Annotated in this window: 13 protein-coding genes and 1 pseudogene; 3 read left to right on the top strand and 11 right to left on the bottom strand. The window is 61.7% G+C overall.

Annotated features, from left to right (window positions below; translation table 11 throughout):
* Positions 1 to 12: 12 nt before the first annotated feature.
* From U4Y88_RS22500 to U4Y88_RS22485, 4 genes are all read right to left on the bottom strand, one after another.
* Positions 13 to 1329, bottom strand: a complete 1317-nt coding sequence (locus U4Y88_RS22500) for a DUF2254 domain-containing protein (protein ID WP_321786465.1) — start codon at positions 1327 to 1329, stop codon at positions 13 to 15.
* Positions 1330 to 1399: 70 nt separating this feature from the next.
* Positions 1400 to 2089, bottom strand: coding sequence for a response regulator transcription factor (locus U4Y88_RS22495; protein WP_321786463.1), 690 nt, complete (start codon positions 2087 to 2089; stop codon positions 1400 to 1402).
* A 399-nt stretch (positions 2090 to 2488) separates the two neighbouring features.
* Positions 2489 to 3664, bottom strand: a complete 1176-nt coding sequence (locus U4Y88_RS22490) for a monovalent cation:proton antiporter-2 (CPA2) family protein (RefSeq protein WP_310632157.1) — start codon at positions 3662 to 3664, stop codon at positions 2489 to 2491.
* 357 nt (positions 3665 to 4021) lie between these two features.
* A complete protein-coding gene (locus U4Y88_RS22485; RefSeq protein WP_321786461.1) occupies positions 4022 to 6400 on the bottom strand; it encodes a CHASE2 domain-containing protein in 2379 nt (792 codons plus the stop codon).
* A gap of 446 nt (positions 6401 to 6846) precedes the next feature.
* Between U4Y88_RS22485 and U4Y88_RS22480 the strand changes: the two genes are divergently transcribed.
* A complete protein-coding gene (locus U4Y88_RS22480; protein WP_321786710.1) occupies positions 6847 to 7644 on the top strand; it encodes an EAL domain-containing protein in 798 nt (265 codons plus the stop codon).
* Positions 7645 to 7663: 19 nt separating this feature from the next.
* Here U4Y88_RS22480 and U4Y88_RS22475 read toward each other — a convergent pair whose 3' ends face one another.
* The 3 genes and pseudogenes from U4Y88_RS22475 to U4Y88_RS22465 form a co-directional block, all read right to left on the bottom strand.
* Positions 7664 to 7876 (bottom strand): hypothetical protein, encoded by a 213-nt coding sequence (locus U4Y88_RS22475; protein ID WP_310632153.1) that lies wholly within the window; start codon positions 7874 to 7876, stop codon positions 7664 to 7666.
* Between the two features lie 312 nt (positions 7877 to 8188).
* On the bottom strand, positions 8189 to 8989 hold the full coding sequence (locus U4Y88_RS22470) for an OmpA family protein (RefSeq protein WP_321786459.1): 801 nt from the start codon (positions 8987 to 8989) through the stop codon (positions 8189 to 8191).
* Between the two features lie 103 nt (positions 8990 to 9092).
* Positions 9093 to 12125: pseudogene (locus U4Y88_RS22465) on the bottom strand (YadA-like family protein); the annotation flags it as partial.
* An 832-nt stretch (positions 12126 to 12957) separates the two neighbouring features.
* Between U4Y88_RS22465 and U4Y88_RS22460 the strand changes: the two are divergent.
* Positions 12958 to 13689 (top strand): response regulator transcription factor, encoded by a 732-nt coding sequence (locus tag U4Y88_RS22460; protein ID WP_321786455.1) that lies wholly within the window; start codon positions 12958 to 12960, stop codon positions 13687 to 13689.
* Between the two features lie 133 nt (positions 13690 to 13822).
* Here U4Y88_RS22460 and U4Y88_RS22455 read toward each other — a convergent pair whose 3' ends face one another.
* Positions 13823 to 14530, bottom strand: a complete 708-nt coding sequence (locus U4Y88_RS22455) for a response regulator transcription factor (RefSeq protein ID WP_224017461.1) — start codon at positions 14528 to 14530, stop codon at positions 13823 to 13825.
* 59 nt (positions 14531 to 14589) lie between these two features.
* Positions 14590 to 17115 carry a CHASE2 domain-containing protein gene (locus U4Y88_RS22450; protein WP_321786453.1) on the bottom strand — a complete coding sequence of 842 codons (2526 nt, stop codon included), beginning with the start codon at positions 17113 to 17115 and terminating at the stop codon, positions 14590 to 14592.
* Positions 17116 to 17413: 298 nt separating this feature from the next.
* On the opposite strand from U4Y88_RS22450, the gene U4Y88_RS22445 reads away from it, so the two are divergent.
* On the top strand, positions 17414 to 18298 hold the full coding sequence (locus tag U4Y88_RS22445) for an EAL domain-containing protein (RefSeq protein ID WP_321786451.1): 885 nt from the start codon (positions 17414 to 17416) through the stop codon (positions 18296 to 18298).
* 83 nt (positions 18299 to 18381) lie between these two features.
* Here U4Y88_RS22445 and U4Y88_RS22440 read toward each other — a convergent pair whose 3' ends face one another.
* Complete coding sequence (locus tag U4Y88_RS22440; RefSeq protein ID WP_321786449.1) at positions 18382 to 19374, bottom strand: beta-ketoacyl-ACP synthase III; 993 nt, start codon at positions 19372 to 19374, stop codon at positions 18382 to 18384.
* A 77-nt stretch (positions 19375 to 19451) separates the two neighbouring features.
* On the bottom strand, positions 19452 to 19781 hold the full coding sequence (locus U4Y88_RS22435; protein ID WP_310632148.1) for an acyl carrier protein: 330 nt from the start codon (positions 19779 to 19781) through the stop codon (positions 19452 to 19454).
* Between the last annotated feature and the right edge of the window lie 18 nt (positions 19782 to 19799).

Raw genomic sequence — 19799 nt, 5'->3', positions numbered from 1 at the left:
CCTCGCAAATAGCTAATTCGACCCGCGCAAGCTGGCCGACCCGCCGAGCCCCTGCGAATCGGGAATGCGCGCCAATGCGAGGTCTTCGGGAAACAGATGCTTCCCGGCAATCGCACGGTCGAGCAACGATAACTCGATGAGCAAGGCTTCGTGACGATGCTCCGGCAAGCTTTGCAGCAGATTGTCGATCGCCGCGCGCAGACGCCGCGCGATTTGAATGCTGCCCGCGCCGCACTGCCGTATTTCGCGGAAAGCGATGTGTACAAAATCTTCCCAGTCCGGCGTGCGCAAAATCACGCGCGGATGCCCGGCACTGTCCGCAATTTCCTCGGTATGCAGGGAGCGCTTGCCCACTATCCGCAGCAGCCGTTGCAGTTGATCGATCGCCAGCACCGCCGTGGTCGGATCGTTGATAGCGGCCGATAACGCTTTCAGCGCAATATCCACGAGGATGCGAAACGCAAACACGGGGTCCTGCTCCATCGTGCGCTCCGACCCAAAAGCGACCTGCGAACGCAGCCGCTTTTCATCAACGACGCCGACGTTGCTGCCATAGAGAAAGAATAGCGGCTCATCCACGGAAACGAAATCGCCGACTTGCGGCACGAATTCGATGACCGAATCCGTGCGCCGCGCCTTGGCGACGAGGCGCTCCAGATTCACGGCCAGCACGATGCCCGGTTTGCCGCGATGAATCACGACGCGATCGGGTGTTCCGCGCGCGCTGCCGCTTTCCAACGCCATCACGCCACTCGCCGCCGGAAACGGATACACGCTGTCGATCACCTTGATGCCGTGCTGGCCCACGCGCGCGACGAGGCTCACGGGCCGCAGCGACTTCGCGGCGTAATCGATCAGGAACAGAAACGCAACGACGGAAGCGAACCCGAATAACGCGGCGAGGAACACCTGAAGCTGGTGCACCTCGTTCTCTCCCATCAAGGCGAGCGTTCTATTGGCGAACAGCAATGTGAAGACGAACAATCCAGAGACGCCGCGAATAATGTTGTCACACAGCAGCGTGGTGGCGATGATGCGCGGCGTGTATTGACCGCCAGCGACCTGGATCGCGACGAGCAGCGACCCGAACGTGAACACCAGAAACGCCATATCGGCCGACACGATGTCGCCGACCAGCGACCGCGCACCCGTCATCGTGAGCCCGAACAAGCCGTTCTTCGGATCGAGAATTCCTCTGGCGACCAACCATCTTCCGAACATTTCCGTCGACGGCTTCACCACCATATAGATCGCGACAGCGATGAGCGGCACCGTCCACAGCGACGTCTTGAGATAGCTTTTCAGGCTGTACCAGCGATTCCAGTCCATGTTGCTTTCCCCTGCGCTGCGCCAGGCGATCTCTGCGGAAAATAGCAACCCTTGTGCTGGTCAGTCCGGATCAGGCGAGAGGAACCGCGCGTGCGTCGGCGGCATGCCAGGCATCGCTGGCGTCCGTGCGTCGACGCGACGGTGCAGGTGGATCGATCAGATCGCAATGCGAGTGAAGATGAACCAGATTCGCCAGCGAATCCGCGCCCATCTTTTCCATCACACGCGCCCGATGAATCTTGATCGTTTTCTCCGCCGCGCCCAGTTCGCACGCGATGATCTTGTTGGCGCGGCCCGACACCACGAGCGCCATGACCTCGCGTTCGCGCGGCGTCAAGGTCGCGACGCGACGCTGGATTTCCTCGCTGAGTTCGCGTTGCTCAAAGCAACGCCTCGCGCATTCGAGCGCGCGCTCGGTGGCCTCGAACAGCACCGACTCATGGACGGGTTTGATGAGGAAGTCCATGGCGCCAGCCTTCATCGCCGCGATGGCGGGACCGAAATCGCCGTGCGCTGAAATGAATATGATGGGTATCCTGCCGTCGAGCTGGCGCTGCAACTCGATGCCGCTCAGATCGGGCAACTGGAGGTCGAGCAAGAGGCACGCGGGCGCGCGTCGCAAGTCCGCGCCGTGCATGAACGCACTCGCGCTTTCATAGGCCTGCACGCAATAGCCGTTCGAGCGCAGCAAACGGGACAAGGCATTGCGGACGTGCTCATCATCGTCCACGACGAAGACCACCGATGCCGGCGTATTCATGGGGACTCCCACGAGCCGCCTTTCACGCGCGCGCTCATCGGATAATTGGATTGGCAGAAACGCGCCATGATCGGGAGCGCTTTAATCGTGAGTTTTTCGTTCTCGATGTCTGCTCTGAGCATACTGATCTCCGCCAGCACGACATGTCGTCAGCCCGATCTTTTCGATCAATGGCTACTTAACCCATGTGCAGGACGTTCGCCAGTTCATCTTTACATCTGGCCGCTTCTGCTTACGCAAAGGAAAGTATAGGGAAGAAATTCCGCGTGACAATCAGCTTCCTGGATTTTTTCTGGAAATTTTGACCGCCGGAATGTGCGGCAACCCACACTCGATCGCGCTCGCAGCAGATTTTCTGTTTCGCCAACGAGCGCGAGCGGTGGTTTGAATCGGGCCGCATTATCCGAATTCACGACTGACGAATGGCTGCAAAAGCCGGCGATGCACCAGCAGCAGCAACGGCGTCGACACCATCGACAACGCGACGACCACGGTCACCAGTGACGACTGGCGCTGATCGACGACACCGGCCGCCAGCGACGCGGCCATCACGACAAAAGCGAATTCGCCGCCTTGCGAAAGCAGGATGGCAAAGTAAGAGCGTTGCGAAGCCGGCACGCCGAACCGGTTGGCGAGCAGCCATTGCGCGAGCGTTTTGATGCCGACCACGGCCACCACGAGCACCGCCACGCGCACCGGCTCGCGCATCAAGATGCCGAAATCGATCGACATGCCGACGGCAATAAAAAACAAGCCGAGCAAGAGCCCCTTGAATGGGGCCATTTCGACTTCGATCCGATGCCGGTATTCCGAATCTGCGAGCAGCACGCCCGCCACGAACGCGCCCAGCGACATCGAAAGATGGACGGTCTGCATGAGCAATGCAATGCCGACGATCCACAGCAACGCAAACGCGGTGAAAATCTCGGGCACGCCAATGCTGGAGATCACGCGCAGCACGACATGCAGCAGGTAACGGCCCGACAGCGCAATGACCGCGAGCATGGCGATCGCCTTTACGGCGACCAGCCAGCCAGGCTCGGCGGAGACGGCGATGGCGGCCTTCGGCGCGAGCAGCGGCAGCAGCGCGATCAGCGGAATCGCCGCCATGTCCTGAAACAGCAGAATGCCGAACCCGGCGCGGCCCGTGGGCATTTCCATGAGCTTGCGCTCCTGAAGCTCGGACATGACCATGGCGGTGGACGACAGCGAAAGCGCGAGGCCGCCTGTCAAGGCAATGCGCCACGGCAATCCCAGCATCACGAAGACGGCCAGCAGCAGCGCCGCGCAGACGGTCATCTGCATGGTGCCGTAGCCGAAGATGGTGCGCCGCATCGACCACAGCGCATCGACGCGCATTTCGAGTCCGATCACGAACATCATCAGCACGATGCCCAGTTCGGAAAAATGAAGAATCGAGTCGATGTCGGTGACGAGCTTCAGCCCCCACGGACCGATCATGACGCCCGCAACCAGATAGCCCAGCACCGAGCCAAACCCAAGACGCACGGCGAGCGGCACGGCAATCAGCGCCGAGGCCAGAAAAATCACAACGTCGATCAGTAACTTGGTCATCCGACGCCTCTAATCGATTGCCTGCTTTCAGAGACTATATGGCAATTCAATTCGACGGCGTCGGATATTGCGCGGCTGCAACACAGATATCTGAAACGGTTTCAGCGCGGCGACCAGGTTCAGAGATCGTCATTAAGCGTATACATTTTTCCCCATTCTGAAGGCACGATTTGCGTTGCGCGGCCGCTGCCGTTCGCCCACTACACGTTCACCTCGGGGCACTTCGTAGGACCAAAGTCCTATAGACAGCGTGACGGCGCATGACACCACGCTTGATTGTTTTGCTGCCTTCTTGTTGATTCAAAATCGATAGAGGTGGAACCAGGCGTCCGGCTTTATCCACTCACCGATATGGGTTCAACGCGGGTTCCATTCCATCGCACTCTCGTCGTCCGCGGCAACCGATTTCAAAAGACGCACGGTAAACACACTGCCTTTTCCCAAACTCGAACGCACGAAAACCTGCCCGCCGATGGTCTCGACCACCGACTTCACGAGCGCCAGTCCCAGTCCGTGTCCCGACTGCGCCACGCAGTTGCCGAACTGCGCGAACTCGCGGAACAGCCGTCGCCGGTCGAGCGCCGAAATGCCTTCGCCTTCATCGACGAACGAAGCAAATAAATAACGCGCAGTCTCCGTGAGACGAATCGTGATCGTCGCGCCGCGAGCACTATGCCGGATCGCATTCGAAAGCAGATTGCCGTAGGCGCGCCGCAACATCTGCACATCCGCGATCACGCTGCATCCGGGCTCCGCGATCAATTCGACGGCAATCGATTTCGCGCTCGCCTGCGGCCAGAAATCGTCGACGACATCGCCAAGCACCAACGCCGGGTCCACCCAGACGAGTGTCGGCCCGACGCATTCCGCACGCGCCAGAAACAGGAAATCGTCCGAAAGGCTCAATGCGGTTCTCGCATAGTGCTCGACGAGTTCGATGAAGTGGCGCACAGTCAGGCGCGGCGCCGCTTCGCGCATCTGCTCGACGAGCGCCAGCACGGCCGCCTGCGGCGAACGCATGTCGTGAGACATGAATCGCAACGCCATATCGCGCTGCCGCTCCGCACGACGAATCGACGACACATCGGCCACATGAAAAATCAGCGCGCGACGCGAACCGTCCTCGTCCCGGATCAGCGCGCATTTGATCAACAAGGCGCGGCCGTCGAGGCCGCTGGTCACTTCGATGCCTTGTGAGCGCGCCACTTCCGCGCGCGCGAACGCCGCGCCATCGTCGACGGAATGCGCAAGCAGCGCCAACGCCTGCCCTGCGAATTCGACCGCGCGATGAGACGCCGTGATGTCGAATAGCACATCGGCAACGATACGGCCCACCGGCGACGGCATCGTTGCTTGCGTGCCCGATGGCGATGCGAGCGCCGTGACCTGCGCGTTCGCGAGCAGAATGACGCCCTCGCGATCGGCGACGAAGGTCGCCTCGGGCAACGAGTCCACCCACTGCGCAACCAGATCGCGGTAACGATTGACGCGGCCGACCAGCGACGTCATCACGTCGAGCCGATGCTGAACCGGGTCCGCCATGGTCGGACGCGACGCCGCATCGGCGCGCATCGCCGGATCGCGCAGCGAGCGCTGCGCTTCGCGCGCGAGATACGCGAGCAGCGCCTCCTGACGCCGCCACGCCCAAAGCGGCGAAGCCGCGAGCGCGGTGGTGAGCGCGACGCCAGGCGGCACGAGCACATGCCCGCACACGAGGCAAAGATAAGCGGCCAATACCATCGCGAGCGCGATCCCCACCGAAGCGACGAGGCCCGCGCGCGGGCTGAGCAGATAGAGCGCGAGACAGACGATCGGCACGACGCTCACGCTGAACAGCATCTGCACCCAGGTACTGGCGGGACGAATCAGCGTTGAGGTTTCGAGCGCGTTGGTCGCCTCGGCGAGAAACTCGATATTGTTCAGCGACTCGCCGCCCACCAGCGGCGTCGCCAGCCGTGTGTCGTAGCCATAGGCCGTCACGCCGATCAGCACGATACGCCCGCGAAAGAAGTCGGGCGGCACATTCGCGCGCAGTGCATCGACATAGGAAATGCGCTCGAACGACGGCTTCGCGCCGAGCGGAACATAACGCCGACACCCCGCGCCTTCCGTGGCCACGCGCCGAACTTCACCCACCGAGCAAGGCGCAGGCGACGCACCGCTCGCGCGCAGCAGTTGCGTCGCCACCAGTTCGTCGTAGCGGCCCTCGCCGGAGAGCATGAACACGCTGCGATACAGGCCGTCGAAATCCTGCACAGCCTCGAAGCGTGCGCGGGCGAAATCGGCGCTCGATTGCGAGTGCGCCGCGAGCGATGCTTCCGTTCGACGCAGCACAGAAGGCGGAATCACTACCTTGCCATTGCGCCGGATCGCGGCCACGAGCGGCATGAGACGCTCAGGCGGAAAACTGCCAATCGCGCGGTTCCAGGGTGCGAACGCGACGGCGGCCGCGCCGCTATCGGTAAGCTGGTCGATTAGCGTGGCGTGCGTCGTGGGCGCGAACGGCAATCGGCCCATGACGTCGATCGTATGATCGTCGATGGCGATCACCACAACGGGCTTGGCCGCCACGCGGTGCACCGTGTGAGACGCGATATCGAGAAAAGCGAGATCGGCGCGTTGCAGCGCCTTCGTGCACGACAGGACCGCGCACAGCAAGACGAGTACGGCGACTAACGCAGGCCACTCGCGTGCGAGATCAGGATTTCTCGCACCCATCACCGACCTTGGTTTCATGACCCGGCACGCGCAACGGCGGCGATAACGCCAGAAACAAACGCCGTGGCCGAAGCCTTCGAAAAAATCGGGTGAAACGCTGACACAAGCATCGGACGATAGAAACGCGATAATCGTGAGGCGTGCTTGCCTCACTGGCGACGTCGAATTATCCAAATCGTTAACATTCAGTCAATCTATATATTTGCGATCGACTATTTTTTATTATTCGTATGATAATTACCGCTGAGAACTGAGCAATAAACAACAATCACTATCATCGAATACGGCATGTTTCTGAGCTTTTTCTCTTCAGTCGTTCAGTTGCCAGCGTGGCAGCGCCGTTTTCGTCCATCTGCTGTGTTACGCTTTTCTCTCAGCGTTGTTGACGCTTATCCACGTGTTCGAGAAATAAGGCCAGATAAATGAAGCCCCGTTTTCTGGCGCGTCGCTCGACTGCGGCTCGCCTGCCCGAGGCGGCCACAGAAGCGCATCCTCACGCGGGACATCTGGGGTCGGCCCGGCGCGGTCTTGAACGCAATGAATTTTCCTTCGCGTATCAGCCTAAATTCCGGCTTCCCGAAATCGGCCTCGTGGGATTCGAGTGTTTGATCCGATGGCGGCACAATGGCGACGTGCTGCTGCCCGCGCATTTTCTCAGCATCGTCGACGACTCGTCGCTTTCGCCCTCGTTCACCGAGCTGATTTTCGAACGCGCGGGCCAGATGCTTCAACGCTGGAAAGCGGCGGGCCATGCGCAACTGAATCTCGCGATCAATATGAGCGCAAAAGAAATGACACACGGCGATATGGCGCAGCGAATCAGCCACGTGTGCCGCGCTTACGATATCGCGCCCGAGCGCCTCGAAATCGAATTGACCAATGCGGGACAGGCCGATCTGCTGGATCAGCTCGACAAGGCCATTCGCGCGGTTCAGGCGACGGGCGCGCGTGTCGCGATCGACGATCTCGGCGGCGCATTCAATTCGCTGATGCTGTTACAGCAATTGCCCGCCGATATCGCCAAGTTTGATCGATCTTTTCTGGCCGATGTGCCGGCGAATGGCGTCGCCACGAAGAAAATTGAAACGCTCGTGCAATTTGCGACCGGCAATGGAAAGGAAATCGTGCTGTCCGGCATCGAGACGCAAGCGCAACTCGCGTGGGCGAAAACCTTGCAAGGCGTCGATGTGCAGGGATTTCTGCTGGGTAAGCCCGCCGACGAAGTCCAAACCGACGATCTGATTCAGCAATATCGCAAGTGACGATGCATGCGGCGGCGACTCAGATCGCCAGCTCGGCCTCGAATTCGCGAAGCACCACGGCTGCGTCCTTGCTGGCTGCGGCCTCATCCGCGTAAGTCTGCTCGCTATAGGTGAGCACGCGAAATCCGCTGCCCGCTTCACGCGGAACCGTGATGGCCCAGTGCCATCCGTTGTCCTGTTCGAACACGTGCATCGTCGGGTCTTGCTGCACGCGGCGTTCAGCGGCGCTCATGCTGATACCGCTCCCCAAACTCGCTTGCCGCGCCGGTCTTCCGTCATGGGTCGATTCATCATTTTTTCTGGATGCAGGCTGTCTCAGGCCCGCGCGTCTGCATTATTCGATCTGACCATCATTATGCTCACGGCATGAACCACTCGATGCGTGAACAACGTATGCACTGGTTTACGGTCGATTCGGCAAACTCTTTATATCAGCCACGCGTCCAGAAATAAAATAACCCCGGGTTCAGTTTCACCGAACACCGGGGTTTGACTGCCGACGATGACATAGACGATCGCTACGGCATCGCCAATCCGCACCGTTTTAGTGCTGCGCCGTGACAGCGATCGTGACCCGCCGATCCGGCTTCAGGCAGGCAATGACTTCGCGGCCCTCGCCAGCCGGGCAATGCGTCACGGACTGACTCGCCCCCACGCCCTCGGCGTGAATGACATCGGCATGAACACCGTGCGCAACCAGATAATCCCGCACCGTATTCGCACGCGCGAGCGAGAGGCGCTGATTGAGCGAATCGGTGCCGATGCGGTCGGTGTGTCCCACCACGTGCACGGCGCTCACGGCCTGATGCTTGCCGATGCGCGCCACCGCGCCGTCGAGCGCCTTGCGGCCTTCAGGCTGAAGCGAGCCGAGATCTGACTTGCCGAATGCGAACAGCGCGTCGGTTTGCAGCGAGAATTCATCGACGGTCGCGTCTTTCTGCATGACGGGCGCGGCAACCGGTTCGGCTGCTGCACCGTTCACCCACGCAGCACACGCCGGATCGCGCCAGAACGTTGCGCTCACCTGCATCTGGCGATCGAACTGCACCTGATATTGGCACGACACGATTTCATCGCCACGGCGGAAATCGAACAGATAATTCCACACGTGATTGCCGACGAACCACTCGTTGAAATGCGGCGGCCCGATCAGATCGCGCACCTGATCCTTGTTCAGACCGATACCCATATTGCGCAGATTAGTGGCATTCACAAAGGTGCCGCCCGCAGGCGATGCGGCGTGCTGATCCGGGAAACGCGGCGGATTCTGCGGAGCGGCGCAGCCCGCAATCATGGCCGTCGTTGCTAGCGCAACAATCTGGGCGGCAATAGAAATGTTTTTCATGGTCGGTATCGCTTTCGATGTCGAAGAACCGGTTGGCCGCGAGCGGCAACTGCATCAATGCAGACGCCGCTCGCGCGCACCGGCTGAAATTACCTGCGCCGGATTACCACTGATAGCCCGCGCCCACCACCGCGCCGTAGTAGCTGCGCGTATTCGTGGTCACAGCGGCCTTGTAGACCCAGTGGTTGTTCTCCGAGATCGTCGAGATCCCGATCGCCTGGCCCGATTGCCCGTGGTAATAGCTGCCCGCAATCGCGACCATGCTCTTGCCCGGACCCGACGGCTGCGGCAGACCGGCCACCGCCATCGCGGCCGCGGTGCCCGCGTCGGCATCGTGACGCAGCTGCTGGATCTGTCCGTCCGTGTAGCTGTTCGCCTGCGAGATCGCGCTGTTCAACTGCTGCACGTTGACGGCATCGGTCGACGCCGTGCCGGCGGCCACGTTGGTGATCTGGCGTGCCGATTCGGCGCTGCCGACCGACACGACATTCGTGCGGCCATCGTCCGTGCTGCCCGCGCCGATGGCGACCGAGTTGTTGCCCGTCGAGGTCGCGCCCGAACCGATCGCCGTCGAGCTCGTGCCCGAAGCCGTCGACGACGTGCCGACCGCCGTGCTGTTCGCGCCGGACGCCACCGCGCCCGAGCCGCCCGCCGACGAGTTCGAACCCGTCGCGGCAGCGCTGGTCGTCGTGCTCGTGGTGTTCGACGGGAACGTGCCGCTGCTCGACGAACTGCCCGACTGATTGGCGATGAGCGTCTGCAGTTCCTCGTTGACGGCCTGCAACTGGCTCACGTTGACCGCGTCCGTCGCCGCCACGCCCGCCGCCACGCCCGTGATCTGGCGATTGCCGACGTTCACCTCGCCCACCGACGAACTCGGCGTGCTCAGTCCATAGCCGATGTAATTGCTGAGCGCGCCGACCGTCGTGATCGAGCCCGCACCAATCGCCACGCTGTTCGCATAGGTCGATTCCGCGCCCGCGCCGATCGCCACCGCATTGAGCGCCGTGCTTTGCGCGCCCGAACCGATCGCGACACCGGCCGCGCTGGTGGCGAGCGCGTTCGCGCCTTGTGCGATCGACTGCGCGCCGCCTGCCGTCGCGCCGCTGCCGAGCGCGAGCGCATCGGCCTGCGCCGACTCCGCCTTCTCGCCGATGGCGATGCCGCCCGGCGCCGTCGAATCGACGATCGCACCGTTGCCGATGCCCACGCCGCTATCGCCGTTGACCACCGTGGTCGGGCCGACCGCGATGGACTGATCGCCCACGGCCAGCGAATCCGCCGCCGTGGAATTGGCGTGGAAATACATCGTGGTCGTGGTCGCGAACGCCTGCAGCGCGCCGCTCAATTGGCGCACCGTGACGGCGTCCTGCGCCTGCGTACCGTCCGCGACGTTGATGATCTGGCGATAGGTGTTGGTCGACGCGTCGCCCACCGAGACCGCGCCGAGCAGCGTGCGGTCCGAGGTGTTGTACGGAATCGCGGCGCTGCCCGCGGTGATCGAGCCGATGCCCGAGAGCACCGCGCGATCGGAGACCGAACCCGAGCCGAGCGCCACGCCGTCCGCGACCGACACGACCGTCTGCGCGCCGAGGCTCGTCGCATTGGTGGCCGTGGCCTGCGCGCCGTCGCCCGCCGCGAGGCTGCTCGTACCCGACGCGACCGCGACCGGCCCAATGGCGATGCTGTCGGTGCCGGTGGCCTGCGAATCGGCGAGCGTCGAGTTCGCGTGGAAGTATTTGATGCCGCTGCCGTTCACGGCGGCATCGATGGTGTTTTCGATGTTGGTCAGCGCCGTATCCACGCCGCCGAACGCATCGCCCACGCTGTTGTACGTCGTGCCCTGAATCGTGTAGCTCGGTGCGGAAACGCCGCTGCCCGCCGTATAAACCGAGCCGCCGCCGAGCGCCGCCGCGACGGTCGTACCCGTCGTGTTCGCGGCGCTCGCCACCGAGTACAACTGCGAGCCGTTGATCGCATCAGTCGAGGTCGCCGAGACCACGCCTGCCGCCACGTTCTGGATTTGACGCTCTGCGCCCGCCGCGCCCACGGAGACGACCGAGGTCGGCGAGGTCGCCGCCGCCGTGCCGCCCGTGAGATCGAACGTGCCGGTATGCGGCGCTGCCGTGGTCGAGTTCGAACCGAGCGCGACATCCGAGGCGTTGTTGGCCACGGCGTTCGAGCCGAGCGCGACGCCGTTGGTCGCCGCGGCCACCACCGTTGCGCCATTGCCGATAGCGACGCCGCCCGCCGAATTGGCCGCCGATGCGTTGCCGAGCGCGACCGCGCCGATGCCGGTGGCGATCGTGCTGTCGCCGATGGCCACCGCGCCCTGGCCGGTCGCCGTGTTGTTCGCGCCGATCGCCACTGCGCCGTCGCCCGTTGCCGTGTTCGGATCGCCGATGGCGACCGCGCCGTTGCCGCTCGCCGTCTGGCCTTCGCCGAGCGCGACTGCGCCCGTGCCGCTCGTCACCTGCGAGTTGTGGCCGCCGGCGATCGAGCCGGTTCCTGCCGCCGCCGCGACGGTGACGGCATTGCCGAACGCCACGGTCTCCGCGGCAAGCGCTTGCGCCAACGGGCCCATTGCGGTCGCGCCCGCTGCTGCCGCGACGGCTGCGTAGCCGAAGGCCGCCGAAGTCGTGCCGCTCGCAGTGGCGGTGCCGCCGAGTGCGGTGCTGAACTGTCCGGTCGCGCTCGCGTTGATGCCGAGTGCTGACGCGTTGAGCGCGCTTGCGATTGCGCCGGCGCCGAGTGCGGTCGTGGAAACGTCGGTCGCTAGAGCGGCGTTGCCGATGGCGATGCCGTATTGGGCCGATGCCGTCGCACCATTACCTATTGCGATCGAACTGTCCGCGCTCGCCGTTGACATTGCGCCTAGCACGGTCGAATAGTCTCCAGATGCATTTGACCGGGGACCGACGGCTGTACCGTATTGAGCAGTGGCCGTCGAATGTTCGCCGAGCGCCACGCTATTAAAGCCCTCCGCGTCAGCCGCGAAGCCCAAGGCCGTACCACCGCTCCCAGCGACAGTCTGACAACCAATACTGGTTCCATTGTCGGACGCGGTACTGGCTGAGCAATTCGTTGCATTGACGATGACGTCACCGGTAGTTGCAGCCATAGCAACGCCCGGAGCAGCCGCGAGCACAAGACCCACGACAGATACGATCGGACGCAGCTTGAGCGGCGTCGCCTTTCTCTTCCGGCTTTGTTCGAGATTCTGTTGATTTATGCCAGTCATGAAAACCACACTCCAGATGGTCGGTCACCCGATTAATTTGGCTATTAGTTAGTAACGCTATCTAAATGAGATGCTCGATGAATTCCCTTCAACTCATCTGTCCATCAGTGGCAAGCGGTCAAACCACAACTAGCGCGCGGTCGAATTTAATTTTTTGATGTCAGCGCTTGAGGCGCGTGAGCCGTCGTGACTCCGATGCGCGTTATATGCGCTTCGAGTCATACAAAGTGATCGACGGTGTACTTTCCAATCCCTACAACAACTTCCGGCAGCGAATCTTATTGGGAGAGCCGGGAAATAAAAACTGAACTTTTGTCACATTCAGAAAGAATTCAGGGGACGCCAACGGACGGAATCAAAAAACGGGGGGAAGCGGGAAATTGGCGTAACTACCGCGCATCACAGCGTTAGAGCCCGTTTTCGCGCGAATAACGCATTCCTTCCACCCGCGCAACTGCGTGGTGTTGTTCAGAAAACACAAATATCTGGGAAGTTTTTGGAATGCGTTTTCGGATTGGTAAAAATCGCACTAAAACAGCGCCGAAACGAGCGAATAAGCGGATTAACCGAACGGACGATCATCGCAATAAGGCAGGCCAAAACAATCAATCCGCATGCGCCGGCCACAATGTCACCCAAAAGTTCACAATTGTTCACAAACGAATATCCGCCCCGCCAATATGATTTCGTCGCGTGCATTAGCGCATCACGACAAGGAGATGATCCGGTGCACATTCTGGTGGTGGAGGATGATCCCGTTCAGGCCGACGGAGTCGCGGATGTCCTGTCGCGGCTGGGTTATGCCGTGCACTTCGCGCGAGATGGCGAAAGCGCGATCCGGGCATTGCGGACGCAACCGATCGATGCCGTCGTACTCGACTGGCATTTGCCGAAAATGTCGGGAATCGATGTGCTTAACTGGATCAGAAACGGCGTAGGCGGTAATTACGGCGTGCTGTTATTGACGAGCCGCGTGGAGGAATGCGATGTCGTCAGCGCGCTTGACGCGGGCGCCGACGATTATCTGACCAAGCCCTTCCGCCCCGACGAACTGGCGGCGCGAATGAAGGCACTCACCCGTCGCTCAGCGCGCAATGGCACGCCGCAGAATTTGATCAAGGCTGGCGAGTATGTGCTCGATCGGCAAAGCCGAACCGTGTCGCTGCACGGTCAGGCGATCGACTTCACGCCGAAGGAATACGACGTGGCGGCCGCGCTGTTCAACAATCTCGGCAAGGTCATGTCGCGCGACATGCTGGCCATGTCGGCGTGGGGGCGGGAAATGGACTCGCGTTCACTCGATACGCATGTCTACCGTATCCGCCAGAAGTTGCAATTGCGCCCGGAAAATCGTCTGCGATTGTCCTCGGTTTATACCGTTGGATATCGGCTTGATGAAACCATGGCAACTGCCGCGAACCTCAGCGCAGATCGGGTTATTGTCGGCGAATGCGTTTAATGCGTCTGAACTAGCGCATTCAATATCGATGGAGATTTAATCACTTTCTCTCGGCGTAGCGAACCCCGTCGCTGCGTCTTTCCGGCCGGAACGCCATACTCCGGCCGTCTTTTTCCCTCTTTATTCCCGCCTTTTACGTCTCAGACCCGGCCACCGGCTGCGCGACTGATTCAAGACGATAACCCGCCGTATAGACCGAACTCAGCCGCACGCCATTCTCAGGACGAAGCTTCAACTTCTGCCTGATGCGATAAATATGCGTGTCGAGCGAGCGCGATTCGGCACCGAGTTCGCGTCCCCATGCGGTCATGGCAAGCAATTCACGCGAAAGGATTTTGCCGAGGTTATTGAACAGCGTCGCGGCAAGCTGAAATTCCTTTGTCGTTAGCGAGACTTCACTACCGCGCAGTGCAATGCTTCTCGACTGTTGATCCACGACGTATTCGCCCGCCCGTATGATTTTGTTGTTCGCGTTCCGCACGACGCGGCGCACCAGTGCATGCACGCGCGCCACGAGTTCATCGGAACGGAACGGCTTGGCGAGATAATCGTCGGCGCCCTCCTCCAGCGCACGAACGACATCGAGTTCCTGAACGCGACTGGTCAAAAACAGCACGCCATATTCCGCGCAAGCGACATGGCGTATCCAGTGCAAGACTTCGACGCCGCTCATGCCGGGCAAATGCCAGTCGAGCAACACCGCATCGACCGTTTCGGTTTTCAGAAAACCAATCGCCGCTTCGCCGTCGTTCACCACACTGACGCTGAAGTTATGTCGCGACAACACGCCCGAAACGGCCTGCGCCTGAATCGGATCGTCTTCGACAATTAAAATATGCATGCTTTGAATCCCAGACTTCCGTTCAAACCAAAAAACCTTTCCGCTGCAACGGCAAACATTTAATCGAACCTCGGCAGACGCACCGTGAACACCGTGCCTTTTCCTGCGGTCGAGCGCACAAAAACACTGCCGCCCAGGGCGTCGACCACGGACTTCACAAACGCCAGCCCCAACCCATGACCGGAATGCGGCCTCGCGGTGTCGAGTTGGCCGAATTCGAGAAATAGCCGCTGCCGGTCGAGTTCCGCGATGCCGATTCCCTGATCGACCACCGAGACCTTGAAGTGATTGCCCGCCACCGACAAACGCACGCGGATCGCCGACGACGCCGGGCTGTACTTGATGGCGTTGCCAATCAGATTACCGAACGCGCGACGCAGCAATTGGGCGTCGGCGATCGTGTTGATGCCCGGCTCGGCGATCAGATTGACATCGATCGATTTGGCGCTGGCCTGCGGCCAGAAGTCGTCAACCGCATCGCCCAACGCCAGAGCCGGGTCCACCCGGCTAAGATTCGGCGCGACCGATTCGGCGCGCGCGAGGAACAAGAAGTCGTCGGAGAGGCTCAAGGCCGTCGTCGCATAGTGCTCGACGAGTTCGACGAACTGCCTTTGCGTGAGGCGCGGCGGGTCTTGCCGCACCTGCTCGACAAGCGCCAGCACGGCCGCTTGAGGCGCGCGCATATCGTGCGACATGAAACGCAAGGCCATGTCGCGCTGGCGTTCGGCGCGGCGAATCGACGACAGGTCGGTGACATAGAAAATCAGCGCACTGCTTCGGCCCGCGCCGGGACGAATCGGCGCGCATTTGATCAGCAACGAGCGCCCGTCGCGCGCACTGGTAATTTCGATTCCCTGCGACAGCACGCTCGCGGCGCTCACCGGCCAGGGCCGGCCCGCGCGCTGCAAGTCGAGCAGCGACAAGGCCTGCTGCGCGAAATCGACGGCACGATGCGACGCGGTAATTTCGAACAGCACATCGGCGGCCTGACGCCCGGTTGGCGATGCTTTGACATCCTTATCATCGGGATGCGTCGACAAGGCGATGACCTGGGCATTGGCGAGCAGCACGACGCCCTCTCGATCGGCCACAAGCGTGGCTTCCGGCAGCGTATCCACCCAGTCCGCGACCAGTTCACGATAACGATGCACGCGCTCCACTAGCGAGGTCATGAGTTCCAGCCGATGCTGGATCGGATCGACAAAGCGGCGAATGCGCGTCGAGCCCTCCGGCAAGGTGGATTCGCGCAGCGACCTCGCCGTTTCGCGCGACAGATAGCTGAGCAATGCCTCCTGACGCCGCCACGCCCAGAGTGGCCACGCGACCAGCGCGGTCACGGCGCCGGCCGCCGGTGCGAGGAAGACATGCCCGAATCGCATGCCAAGCCACGCCGCGAACAGGTTCATGCACGCGAGCCCAGCCGAAACGCACAGGCTCCAGCGCGGCCCGAGCAAGTACAGCGCAATCCAGAGCAGCGGCACGACGCCGAGATCGAATAAAAGCTGTTGCCAGAAACGCGCGGGCTTGACGAGCGTGGACGTCGCCAGCGCATTGGTGGCTTCCGCGAGGAATTCGACCACGCTCAGCGATGTCCCATCGATCAGCGGCGTTGGCAGCCGCTCGTCATAACCGCTGGCCGTCACGCCGATCAATACGACCTGGCCGCGCAGAACACTGGCAGGAATGCGCCCTTGCAGCACATCGCGATACGACACCCTGTCGAACGACGGCGCAGTGCCCAATGGCACATAGCGCACGCAACCTCGGCCTCCATCACGCTCGTTCGCTTTATCGTCCGCGCTGCAATCGGGCACCGTTTCGCCCGCCGCGCGCAGCACGAGTGCCGCGAGATGAGCGTGCCCCTCTTGCGCGCCCGACCAGAGCTGCACGCTGCGATAAAGACCGTCGCTGTCCTGCCGCACCTGGGCAAACGCCTCGCCATAACTCGCGCTCACCAGCAATTGGTCGCCGCGCGTGTGCGGTTCTGGAATGGGAATCACCACTTTGCCGTTGCGTCGAACCGCGGCGACGAGCGGCATCAGATCGGCCGTCGATGCGCTGCCGATGGCGCGCCCCCAAGGCACGATCGCCACCGCCGCGACGCCGCTTTCAGTGAGGCGATCAAGCAGGCGCGCATGCACGCTCGGGGAAATTGGCAGATGCCCGAGCGTGGCCACGGTTGGGTCGTCGATCGCAACGACCAGCACGCGCGTCGGCGCAATCTGATGAATGGAACGCGAAGCGAGATCGAAAAACGCGAGGTCCGCGCGATGAAGCACCCGCGTGCACGACAGCGCGAAACACGCCACGACCAGCGCAAGCAGCAAACCGGGCCATTCGCGCGCGAGATCGGGACAGGCGCGCTCGGCGAAACCGGGCGCGTCGCGAAAGCGGGAACGCGAATCGAGAAAGAACCGGCCTCTCATATCAGCGCAGCGACGGCAAATATCTGCCGCAGTGGCGCGAGGCATTGACCAGGTTTCGTCGCGAAGTACCTGCTGGGCGAATGCGGCAAAATTCTGACACGGGTGAATTTGAATGGAATGGACGACGGGTGCCGCATCGTCGGTGACGCATTGGCCCAAGCCTGAATTATCCAAATAGTTAAGCGAGCGTCAGCATTTGTCACAAAATGAAACAAAATGTCTATTCGTCAGACATTTAAGTTCATAAGCACGAAAATTCCAAGTCTCTTTTAAGTCAACAGGATTAAACCTTCTGGAAAAGGCAGCCGAAATGCGGCAGCCGCCTGCGAGTTTCATCGAAGGCAAAGTGCTTCTGTGATCAGATTCAATGTGTTAGGCTCGACGGCCAACACCCGTTGCGCATAAACGCACGCCCCGCAAGAATACGTGCCGCACCGTTCACGCCCGCCATCCGTCTATGCGATTTCCGGTCAAACCCAGGTTGAGTTCGCTCTGGCGCCCCGCTCGCACTGCGCTCGATGAGCCACGACCGTCCGCGCGGATACAAACAGCGCAGCCTCGATGCCTGATCAGCGATGCGCGGCTTGGGCTGGAACGCGGCGAATTCTTTTTCGTCGCGCAACCCATATTGCGTTTGCATGAGAAACGGCTCTCAGGATTTGAATACCTGATGCGATGGCGGCATCCCGACGATGGAATACTCGCGCCCGCGCGCTTTATCAGCCTGGTCGAAGATTCCATTCTGGCGCGCCGCTTTACGGAATTGCTGATCGAGCGGGCCGCCGACACGCTGCAACGCTGGCAGCAATCCGGCCACGGCGATCTTTCTCTGGCCATCAATCTCGGCGCGGCGGAATTGGCGAGCGCCGACCTGCCGCAACGCATCCAGTCCATTTTCGCCGCGCGCGAAATCCTGCCGGGCCGGCTCGAAATCGAATTGACGGGCGCGGTTCAACCGGATCGGCTCGACGGTCTGGCCGAGGCCATGCGCGCGGTTCAGGCCATCGGCGCGCAAGTCGCGCTCGACGATCTGGGCGGCGGCTACAACTCGTTGACGCTGCTCCAGCAGTTGCCCGCCGACATCGTCAAATTCGATCGCTCTTACCTCGCGAATGTCCCTGCCGACGGCGAGGCCACGCGCACGATCGAAATGCTCGTTAAATTCGCGCGCGGCCATGGAAAACAGATCGTGCTATCGGGCGTGGAAACGCACGCGCAATTTGCGTGGGCCCAATCGTTGCAAGACGTGAATGTGCAAGGGTTCTATATCGACAAGCCGCACGACGAGACCCGCGTCGGCGAATTGATCAATCGATATGGGAACCCTTCGACGTGCTTTTAAACTAAGCGAGCGGCGGCCCGATAACCCGAGCCGCCGCGCGCGAAGTCAAATCATGATGTCCGGCATGGCAGACCTGCCGGACGCTACCAGCGAATCAAGGCCGCGCCCCACGTAAAGCCCGAGCCCATCGTGGGCGTGAGCACCAGATCGTTCTCCTTGATGCGTCCGTCGGCGACCGCTTCGCTGAGCGCGAGCGGAATCGACGCGGCCGACGTATTACCGTGATGATCGACGGTGAGCACGACTTTCTCTTTCGGCAAATGCAGCTTCTCGCCGAGCGTCTGCACGATGCGCTGATTCGCCTGATGCGGCACGACCCAGTCGAGATCGTCCTGCGTCATGCCGTTCGCGGCGAGCGCCTGCTGCGAGGCCTCCGCGAGATTGACCACCGCGTGCAAAAACACTTCGCGCCCCGCGAGATGCATCACGCCAGCGGTCTGCGTGGAAGAGACGCCGCCGTCCGTGTGAATCTTGTCCTGGTGCCGCCCGTCCGAATGCAGGTGAGTGGAAAGGATGCCGCGCGGCGCGCCCTCCACGTGACGCTCGGCGCGCAGGACCAGCGCGCCTGCGCCGTCGCCGAACAGCACGCAACTATTGCGGTCGTGCCAGTCCACGACGCGCGACATCGTTTCCGCGCCGATCACGAGCGCCGTGCGCGCCTGACCGAGCCGGATCATATTGTCGGCGACCGAGAGCGCGAACACGAAGCCCGAGCACACCGCCTGCACGTCGAACGCGACGCCGCCCTGCATGCCGATCGCCGCCTGCACGCGCACGGCCGTTGCGGGCATCGTGCGATCCGGTGTGCAGGTCGCGAGCACGATGAGATCGACATCGTCGCCGCGAAGGCCCGCATGCCTGAGCGCCGCATTCGCCGCGCCGATCGCGAGATCGGACGTATTCTCGCCACGGGCCGCGATGCGCCGCTCCTTGATGCCCGTGCGTTGCGTGATCCACTCGTCCGTCGTGTCCACCATGCGCGCGATGTCGAGATTCGTCATGCGCCGCTCCGGCAGCGCCGAGCCGCAGCCGACCACGCGCGACATCCAGGTGCCAGCCCGGTTTATTTCTGCCATCTCCAGTACTCCGATAAGGATCGAACGAAACCGAAATGCGCCGCGCGCGCCCGACGGCACGCGCCAGCGCGCACGCCTTACCAGCTCCCCGCTTCCGTTGATTCGCTTTCCTGATCATCTTTATCCGCATGAGGCTGAATCAGCGAAACGAGATGATCGGCAAGCGAGGCGAAAGTCGGATAGTCGAACAGCACGGTCTCGTCGATCTTGATCTTGAGCCGCTCCTCGAGGAAGAACGCGAGTTCGACCGAATGCATCGAATCGAAGCCCGCATCGGCGAACGTCTGATCGAGATCGGTCGGCACCTGGAGATGATTCGCTTCGGTCCACTCCTGGATCCACGCGAGGATGGCCTGCGCGGTCACTTTGGACCCGTTGACGGTTGCAGCTTGAAGTTGAGCGCTCATGACATCGATTCCTTACAG

It is taken from the genome of Paraburkholderia sp. J94, from assembly GCF_905220285.1.
Taxonomy (GTDB): Bacteria; Pseudomonadota; Gammaproteobacteria; order Burkholderiales; family Burkholderiaceae; genus Paraburkholderia; species Paraburkholderia tropica_A.
Note: the sequence above shows the minus strand (reverse complement) of the source record. Positions and strands in the feature narration are given on the sequence as shown.

What these genes read in the sequence shown, in the direction of transcription:
- U4Y88_RS22470 (WP_321786459.1), bottom strand. Translation starts at nt 8,989, where the DNA reads ATGAAAAACATTTCTATTGCCGCCCAGATTGTTGCGCTAGCAACGACG.
- U4Y88_RS22475 (WP_310632153.1), bottom strand. Translation starts at nt 7,876, where the DNA reads ATGAGCGCCGCTGAACGCCGCGTGCAGCAAGACCCGACGATGCACGTG.
- U4Y88_RS22440 (WP_321786449.1), bottom strand. Translation starts at nt 19,374, where the DNA reads ATGGCAGAAATAAACCGGGCTGGCACCTGGATGTCGCGCGTGGTCGGC.
- U4Y88_RS22435 (WP_310632148.1), bottom strand. Translation starts at nt 19,781, where the DNA reads ATGAGCGCTCAACTTCAAGCTGCAACCGTCAACGGGTCCAAAGTGACC.
- U4Y88_RS22455 (WP_224017461.1), bottom strand. Translation starts at nt 14,530, where the DNA reads ATGCATATTTTAATTGTCGAAGACGATCCGATTCAGGCGCAGGCCGTT.
- U4Y88_RS22485 (WP_321786461.1), bottom strand. Translation starts at nt 6,400, where the DNA reads ATGAAACCAAGGTCGGTGATGGGTGCGAGAAATCCTGATCTCGCACGC.
- U4Y88_RS22490 (WP_310632157.1), bottom strand. Translation starts at nt 3,664, where the DNA reads ATGACCAAGTTACTGATCGACGTTGTGATTTTTCTGGCCTCGGCGCTG.
- U4Y88_RS22445 (WP_321786451.1), top strand. Translation starts at nt 17,414, where the DNA reads ATGCGATTTCCGGTCAAACCCAGGTTGAGTTCGCTCTGGCGCCCCGCT.
- U4Y88_RS22500 (WP_321786465.1), bottom strand. Translation starts at nt 1,329, where the DNA reads ATGGACTGGAATCGCTGGTACAGCCTGAAAAGCTATCTCAAGACGTCG.
- U4Y88_RS22495 (WP_321786463.1), bottom strand. Translation starts at nt 2,089, where the DNA reads ATGAATACGCCGGCATCGGTGGTCTTCGTCGTGGACGATGATGAGCAC.